Annotated in this window: 9 protein-coding genes; 8 read left to right on the top strand and 1 reads right to left on the bottom strand. The window is 68.2% G+C overall.

The window, feature by feature from the left end; genetic code table 11:
• Positions 1–346: 346 nt before the first annotated feature.
• Entirely contained in the window at positions 347–1,309 is a 963-nt protein-coding gene (gene mdh, locus C9E82_RS21255) for a malate dehydrogenase (RefSeq protein WP_119900719.1), read from the bottom strand.
• A 160-nt stretch (positions 1,310–1,469) separates the two neighbouring features.
• On the opposite strand from mdh, the gene C9E82_RS21250 reads away from it, so the two are divergent.
• The 8 genes from C9E82_RS21250 (at position 1,470) to C9E82_RS21215 (ending at position 6,685) form a co-directional block, all read left to right on the top strand.
• The gene (locus C9E82_RS21250; protein WP_420849864.1) at positions 1,470–2,219 is read left to right on the top strand and encodes a sulfite exporter TauE/SafE family protein; all 750 of its coding nucleotides are present in this window, start codon (positions 1,470–1,472) and stop codon (positions 2,217–2,219) included.
• A gap of 81 nt (positions 2,220–2,300) precedes the next feature.
• Entirely contained in the window at positions 2,301–3,149 is an 849-nt protein-coding gene (locus C9E82_RS21245) for an HpcH/HpaI aldolase/citrate lyase family protein (protein ID WP_119900732.1), read from the top strand.
• A gap of 41 nt (positions 3,150–3,190) precedes the next feature.
• Positions 3,191–3,742: an NnrU family protein gene (locus tag C9E82_RS21240; protein ID WP_119900720.1), complete on the top strand. Its 552-nt coding sequence runs from the start codon at positions 3,191–3,193 to the stop codon at positions 3,740–3,742.
• 1 nt (position 3,743) lies between these two features.
• Positions 3,744–3,950 carry a DUF1737 domain-containing protein gene (locus C9E82_RS21235; RefSeq protein ID WP_119900721.1) on the top strand — a complete coding sequence of 69 codons (207 nt, stop codon included), beginning with the start codon at positions 3,744–3,746 and terminating at the stop codon, positions 3,948–3,950.
• A 9-nt stretch (positions 3,951–3,959) separates the two neighbouring features.
• Positions 3,960–4,994, top strand: coding sequence for a MaoC family dehydratase (locus C9E82_RS21230; protein WP_119900722.1), 1,035 nt, complete (start codon positions 3,960–3,962; stop codon positions 4,992–4,994).
• A gap of 8 nt (positions 4,995–5,002) precedes the next feature.
• Positions 5,003–5,635 (top strand): P-loop NTPase family protein, encoded by a 633-nt coding sequence (locus C9E82_RS21225; RefSeq protein WP_183154126.1) that lies wholly within the window; start codon positions 5,003–5,005, stop codon positions 5,633–5,635.
• 254 nt (positions 5,636–5,889) lie between these two features.
• A complete protein-coding gene (sdhC, locus tag C9E82_RS21220; RefSeq protein ID WP_119900723.1) occupies positions 5,890–6,282 on the top strand; it encodes a succinate dehydrogenase, cytochrome b556 subunit in 393 nt (130 codons plus the stop codon).
• Positions 6,283–6,298: 16 nt separating this feature from the next.
• Complete coding sequence (locus C9E82_RS21215; protein WP_119900724.1) at positions 6,299–6,685, top strand: succinate dehydrogenase, hydrophobic membrane anchor protein; 387 nt, start codon at positions 6,299–6,301, stop codon at positions 6,683–6,685.
• Positions 6,686–6,691 lie beyond the last annotated feature (6 nt).

Raw genomic sequence — 6,691 nt, 5'->3', positions numbered from 1 at the left:
GGCCCGCCCTCGGCGCGGTTGGCCAGCCGCAGGGGCTCGATCGCGGCGCTGAAGGGCAGCATCGTGAAGCTGTCCAGCAGAAGGAAGGTGAAGCGGCGGGGCTTGACGGATGGCATGGGGCTGTCTCTCTCGTTGCGAGGGTGCCGGGCTTCGCCGGGCGCGGTCGCGAAGGACCGCCTGGCTTGCGACGGAAAGGTGACAGAGGGGGGCGCGCGAAAACTGAAGCGATGCGGCAGATCGGCGGTAGATTTGCGTCAGTCGCAGGATTGTGACGCTTGCGCGGCACGAAAAAAGGCGCGCCCCGCGAAGGGCGCGCCCGGATCTTCGGCAGGATCGCCGGATCAGATCAGATCAGGCTGGGCTCGATGCCCTTGCAGGCCTCGACCAGGCCCTTCACCGCGTTGACCGAATTGTCGAACATCGCCTGTTCGTCGGCATCCAGCGCGATGTCGACGACCTTCTCGATCCCGTTCGCGCCGATCACCGTCGGCACGCCGACATAGAGCCCGTCAAGCCCATAGGCGCCGGTCACATGGGCGGCGCAGGGCAGGACGCGCTTCTGGTCCTTCAGATAGCTTTCCGCCATCTCGATCGCGCTGGTCGCGGGGGCATAGAAGGCCGAGCCGGTCTTCAGCAGGCCGACGATCTCGGCGCCGCCGTCGCGGGTGCGCTGCACGATCGCGTCCAGTTTCTCCTGCGTGGTCCAGCCCATCTCGACCAGGTCGGGCAGCGGGATGCCGGCGACGGTGGAATAGCGGGTCAGCGGCACCATCGTGTCGCCATGGCCGCCCAGCACGAAGGCGGTCACGTCCTTCATCGAGACGCCGAATTCCAGCGACAGGAAATGCCGGAAGCGGGCCGAATCCAGCACGCCGGCCATGCCGCAGACCTTGTTCGCCGGCAGGCCCGAGAATTTCTGCAGCGCCCAGACCATCGCGTCCAGCGGGTTGGTGATGCAGATCACGAAGGCGTCGGGGGCGTGCTTGGCGATGCCTTCGCCCACGGATTTCATGACCTTGAGGTTGATGCCCAGCAGGTCGTCGCGGCTCATGCCGGGCTTCCTCGGCACGCCGGCGGTGACGATGCAGACATCGGCGCCGGCGATGTCTGCATAGTCGTTCGCGCCCTTCAGGCTGGCGTCGAAACCCTCGGACGGACCCGATTGGGCGATGTCCAGCGCCTTCCCTTGCGGCGTGCCCTCGGCGATGTCGAACAGGACGACGTCGCCCAGTTCCTTCATCGCCGCCAGATGCGCCAGCGTGCCGCCGATCTGTCCCGCACCGATAAGTGCGATTTTGGGTCGGGCCATGGGTAACCTCCGATTGCATGGATGGATTGTTGCGCGGTGGTTAAGGGGTCGCGCAACGAATCGCAAGCCTCTGCCGCCGCGGCGCGGCATTGTTGGCGCTGACACTTGCCATTTCCCCGGCCGGGGCGCATCCCCTGCGGGTTCGATGCGGGAGAAGGCGATGCTGGAACTGACGACTCAGGGCTGGATCCTGGCGGTGCTGGCCGCGATGGCGGTGGGCATGGCCAAGGGCGGGCTGGCGATGGTGGCGATCCTGGCGGTGCCGCTGCTGTCGCTGGTGATGTCGCCGGTGCAGGCGGCGGGGATGATGCTGCCGGTCTATGTCGCCTCGGATATCGGCGGGCTGATCGCCTTCCGGCGCGATTTCGACCTCGGCGTGCTGGCGACGGCGCTGCCGGGGGCGGTGGGGGGCGTCACCCTGGGCTGGGCCACGGCGCATCTGGTGCCGGACTGGGGCGTGACGCTGATCGTCGGCCTGATCGGCCTGGTCTTCGCGCTGAACGCCCTGATCCGGCCCGATCTTTCGGCGGCCCCGCGCCGGACCTCGCTGCCCAAGGGCAGCTTCTGGGGCGGGTTGGCCGGATATACCAGCTTCGTCAGCCATTCCGGCGCGCCGCCCTGGCAGGTCTATGTCCAGCCGCTGCGCCTGCCGACGGTGATCTATGCGGGCACGACGACATGGTTCTTCGCGGTCGTCAACTGGGTGAAGCTGGTCCCCTATGCCGCGCTGGGGCAGCTCTCGGCGTCGAACCTGAAGGCGGCCGCGATCCTGACGCCGGTGGCGCTGGCCTCGGTCTGGATCGGGTTCCGGCTGGTGCGGATCATCCCGCAGGTGCTGTTCTACAAGCTGATCACCTGGGGGCTGCTGGCGGTGTCGCTGCGGCTGATCTGGCAGGCCCTGGCCGGCTGACGCCGCAGTGCGGCGAAAATGCGCTTGCCATTTCTGGCGCATCGCGGCAGTTTCGCGCAAGAAAATTGCGAGGAGCTTGCCATGGCCCGCCCATACCGGTCCGTTCTCTACATCCCTGCCGCCAATATCCGCGCGATGGAGAAGGCGCAGGGCCTGGCCGCCGATGCGATCATCTTCGACCTGGAGGACGCGGTGGCGCCGGGCGAGAAGGCCGCCGCGCGCGAGGCGCTGGCCGGGGCGCTTGGCAACGACTATGGCCGGCGTGCGCGGATCCTGCGCATCAACGGGCTGACGACCGAATGGGGCGAGGCGGATGCGCGATTCGCGGCCGGGCTGGCGGGCCGGGCGGATGCGGTGCTGATCCCCAAGGTGGATTGCGCCGCCGACCTGGACCAGGCGGCGGCGCTGATCCCGGACACGCCGCTCTGGGCGATGATGGAGACGCCGCTGGGGATGCTGAACGCGGCGGAAATCGCCGCCCATCCGCGGCTCGAGGGCATGGTGATGGGCACCAACGACCTGGCGAAGGAGCTGAACAGCCGCTTCCGCGCCGACCGGCTGCCGATGCAGGCCGGGCTGGGCCTGTGCCTGCTGGCCGCCAAGGCGCATGGCAAGGTGATCGTGGACGGGGTCTTCAACGCCTTCAAGGACGAGGACGGCCTGCGCGCCGAATGCGAGCAGGGCCGCGACATGGGCTTCGACGGCAAGACCCTGATCCATCCCGCGCAGCTGGCCATCGCCAACGCGGCCTTCGCGCCCACCGAAGCCGAGATCGAGCTGTCCCGCCGCCAGATCGAGGCCTTCGAGCAGGCCACGGCGGAAGGCAAGGGCGTCGCGGTGGTCGATGGCAGGATCGTCGAGAACCTGCATGTCGAGACCGCCCGCAAGACGCTGGACCGCGCGGCGGCGATTGCGGCCATGGCCGGTTAGGGGCATGCTGCGCGGCAGCACATCCAGCGAAAGGACGCCAGATGCTGATCCTGATCCTTGGCGTGGCCCTGTGGTGGGGCGCGCATCTGTTCAAGCGTATCGCACCGGAACGCCGCGCGGCGATGGGCACCGGGGGGCGCGGCATCGTCGCCGGGCTTCTGCTGTTGTCGGTGATCCTGATGATCTGGGGCTATCGGGTCGCCGACGGCGCCTTCTTCTGGGGGCCGCATCCGGCGCTGAAGGGCATCAACAACCTGCTGATGCTGCTGGCCCTCTACCTGTTCGCGGCCGACGGGATGAAGACCCGCATGGCGGCCCATCTGCGCCATCCGCAGCTGACCGGCTTCGCGCTTTTCGCCGCCGCGCATCTGCTGCCGAATGGCGACATGCCTTCCTTCGTGCTGTTCGGCGGGCTGCTGTTGTGGGGGCTGGTGGAGATGGCGGTGCTGAACCGCACCACGCCGCGCCCGGCCCCGCCCGCCGGCCCCTTCCCGGTCCGCAAGGAAGCGATGGCCGCCGTCGGCGCGGTCGCGGCGCTGATGATCGTCGGCCTGATCCATGGCTGGATCGGCCCCAACCCGTTCGGAGCCTGACATGCCGCTGATCTATCGCCTGCTGACCGAGGAAGACAGCGCCGCCTTCTGCCACAAGGTCAGCGAGGCGCTGTCGAAGGGCTGGCAGTTGCATGGCAGCCCCTCGATCGCCTTCGACCAGCTGCGCGGCGTGATGCGCTGTGCGCAGGCCGTGACCAAGGAGGTCGCGGAGGACTATCACCCCGACATGAAACTGGGCCAGCAGTAGGGAACCCTGATGAGCAAGACCAATCCGGGACGTTTCTTCGAGGACTACCGCGTCGGCCAGGTGATCCGCCATGCCGTGCCGCGCACCGTGGCCGAGGGCGAGCGCGCGCTGTATCACGCGCTCTATCCGGCGCGCCATGCGCTCTGTTCCTCGGACGAATTCGCGGCCGCCTCGGGGCTGGAAAGCAGCCCGCTGGACGACCTGCTGGCCTTCCATGTCGTCTTCGGCAAGACCGTCCCGGATGTCAGCCTGAACGCCGTCGCCAATCTGGGCTATGCCGAGGGGCGCTGGCTTGCGCCGGTCTGGCCCGGCGACACGATCCGCTCGGAATCGCAAGTGATCGGGTTGAAGCAGAACTCGAACGGCAAGTCGGGTGTGGTCTGGGTGCGCACGCGCGGGCTGAACCAGATGGATCAGCCGGTGCTGGAATATGTCCGCTGGGTGATGGTCCGCAAGCGCGACGCCGAGGCGCCGGCGCCCGAAACGGTGGTGCCCGACCTGGCCGGGGCGGTGGCGCCGGGCGACCTGGTCATCCCCGAGGGGCTGGACTTCACCGGCTATGATTTCGAGCTGGCCGGCGAGCCGCATCGCTGGGGCGACTATGCGGTGGGCGAGCGGATCGACCATATCGATGGCGTCACCATCGAGGAGGCCGAGCATATGCTGGCCACGCGGCTGTGGCAGAACACCGCCAAGGTGCATTTCGACGCCACAAATCGCGAGGACGGCAAGCGGCTGATCTATGGCGGCCATGTCATCAGCATGGCGCGCGCGCTGTCCTTCAACGGGCTGGCCAATGCGCAGCTGATCGTGGCGCTGAACGGCGGCGCGCACGCCAATCCCTGTTTCGCGGGCGATACCGTCCGGGCCTGGTCCGAGGTGCTGGACAAGGCCGAAACCGGGGCGCCGGGCGTCGGCGCGATCCGGCTGCGGCTGGTCGCGACCAGGGGCGCCAGTGCCGGCTTCCCGCTGAAGGGCGAGGATGGGAAATATCTGCCCGAGGTCCTGCTGGATCTGGACTATTGGGCGCTGATGCCGCTTTGAGCGCCGGGATGGGCGGGGTCATCCAGCGCGTCATGATCGTGGGCGGGCCGGGTTCCGGCAAGTCCTTCGTCGCCACCCGGCTGGGCGCGCTCAGCGGGCTGCCCGTCCACCACATGGACCATATCCACTGGCTGCCCGGCTGGGTCGAGCGCGAGCGGCTGGAAAAGGACATGCTGACCCGCGAGATCCACGCGAAGCCGCGCTGGATCTTCGAGGGCGGCCATTCCCGCACCTATCGCGAACGCGCCGCCCGCGCCGATCTGCTGATCTGGCTGGACCTGCCGGTCGGGCTGCGCATCCGCCGCGTGCTGTGGCGCAGCCTGCGCCACCTCGGCCGGCGCCGCCCCGACATGGCCGAGGGTTGCCCCGAGCTGCTCGGCCGCCAGACCGTCGATTTCCTGCGCTTCATCTGGCGCACGCGCGAGACCTCGCGGCAGGCGGTGCGGCGGGTGATCTCGCCCCCGCCGGACGGGCTGCGCGTGGTGCATCTGACCCGGCCGGCGGCGGTGCGCGGCTTCCTGTCGGGCTGCCGCGGCGCGCCCGGCGGGGGCGGGCTTCTGGCCCCCGCCGCCGTGATCGCAGAGCGCCCGACAGAGGCGGGCGGCCATGGCGGGACCTGCGATTACAGGGGTTTGCGCTAACGATCCCCGGCGTCGGCGGGCGGACATTCCCGGCCGGAATCCCTCCGTTTCGCAGCTGCGGCGAATGTCCTGTGATCACAGTTGCAATTTGCGTGATCACAAAGCCCCGATTCATGTTTTTTTCCGGCCCTCGGCTGGCATAAGCGGGTGACAGATGGCACAAGAGGCGACAGAAGGACGCTAATCGCCAGCCCGCGAGGCCAGCCGAAAGCCTGCGACGGGTCGGACAGGAACCGACAAAGGAGCGCCGCATCATGGCCGATGTGAACCGGGGCAACCGGCCTCTTTCACCCCATCTCCAGGTCTACCGGCTGCCCATCGCGGCCTGGACCTCGATCCTGACGCGGATCACCGGGCATGCGCTGGTCGCGGGGATCGTGCTGATCGTCTGGTGGCTGGTCGCCGCCGTCTCGGGGCCGGGCGCCTTCGCGGTGGCCGACTGGGTGGTCCGGTCCTGGATCGGCTTCATCGTGCTGGCGGGCTCGGCCTGGGCGCTGTGGTATCACACGCTGGCCGGCATCCGGCACCTGTTCTACGACGCCGGCATCGGGCTTGGCATCGAGGAGGCGCGCAAGTCCAGCTGGGCGATCATCGCCGGGTCCGTGGCGCTGACGCTGCTGTCCCTGATCCTGTTCTTCATCGGCTGAGGCGAGGGCGAAACTCATGCGTTACATCACCCCCCTGAAAGCGGCGCAGGGCCTCGGCTCGGCCCATAGCGGCACCTCGCATCACTGGGCGATGACGGTCAGCGCCTGCGCGCTGGTGCTGCTGACCCCGGCCTTCCTGCTGGTCATCGGCAAGGCCATCGGCCTGCCGCGCGAGGCGCTGATGATGTATTTCGGCCGCCCCTATCCGGGCATCATCACGGCGCTGTTCGTGATCGTGGGCATGGTGCATTTCATCAAGGGCACCCGGATCATGATCGACGACTATTTCAACCACACGGCGCGCAAGGTGGCGATCATCGTCTCGGTAATCTTCGGCTGGGCCGTCATCGCGGCGGCGATCTTCGCCCTGGCCAAGATGGCCTTCACCACCATTGCGATCTGAGGACAT

Origin of the sequence: Paracoccus sigandri (genome assembly GCF_003709565.1) — a bacterium.
In the GTDB taxonomy this organism is placed as follows: Bacteria; Pseudomonadota; Alphaproteobacteria; order Rhodobacterales; family Rhodobacteraceae; genus Paracoccus; species Paracoccus siganidrum.
This window is presented reverse-complemented; position numbering and strand designations above follow the sequence as displayed.

Excerpts from the sequence above, each read along its gene's own strand:
- mdh (WP_119900719.1), bottom strand. The coding sequence starts at position 1,309 with ATGGCCCGACCCAAAATCGCACTTATCGGTGCGGGACAGATCGGCGGC.
- C9E82_RS21250 (WP_420849864.1), top strand. The coding sequence starts at position 1,470 with ATGCTGGAACTGACGACTCAGGGCTGGATCCTGGCGGTGCTGGCCGCG.
- C9E82_RS21245 (WP_119900732.1), top strand. The coding sequence starts at position 2,301 with ATGGCCCGCCCATACCGGTCCGTTCTCTACATCCCTGCCGCCAATATC.
- C9E82_RS21240 (WP_119900720.1), top strand. The coding sequence starts at position 3,191 with ATGCTGATCCTGATCCTTGGCGTGGCCCTGTGGTGGGGCGCGCATCTG.
- C9E82_RS21235 (WP_119900721.1), top strand. The coding sequence starts at position 3,744 with ATGCCGCTGATCTATCGCCTGCTGACCGAGGAAGACAGCGCCGCCTTC.
- C9E82_RS21230 (WP_119900722.1), top strand. The coding sequence starts at position 3,960 with ATGAGCAAGACCAATCCGGGACGTTTCTTCGAGGACTACCGCGTCGGC.
- C9E82_RS21225 (WP_183154126.1), top strand. The coding sequence starts at position 5,003 with ATGGGCGGGGTCATCCAGCGCGTCATGATCGTGGGCGGGCCGGGTTCC.
- sdhC (WP_119900723.1), top strand. The coding sequence starts at position 5,890 with ATGGCCGATGTGAACCGGGGCAACCGGCCTCTTTCACCCCATCTCCAG.
- C9E82_RS21215 (WP_119900724.1), top strand. The coding sequence starts at position 6,299 with ATGCGTTACATCACCCCCCTGAAAGCGGCGCAGGGCCTCGGCTCGGCC.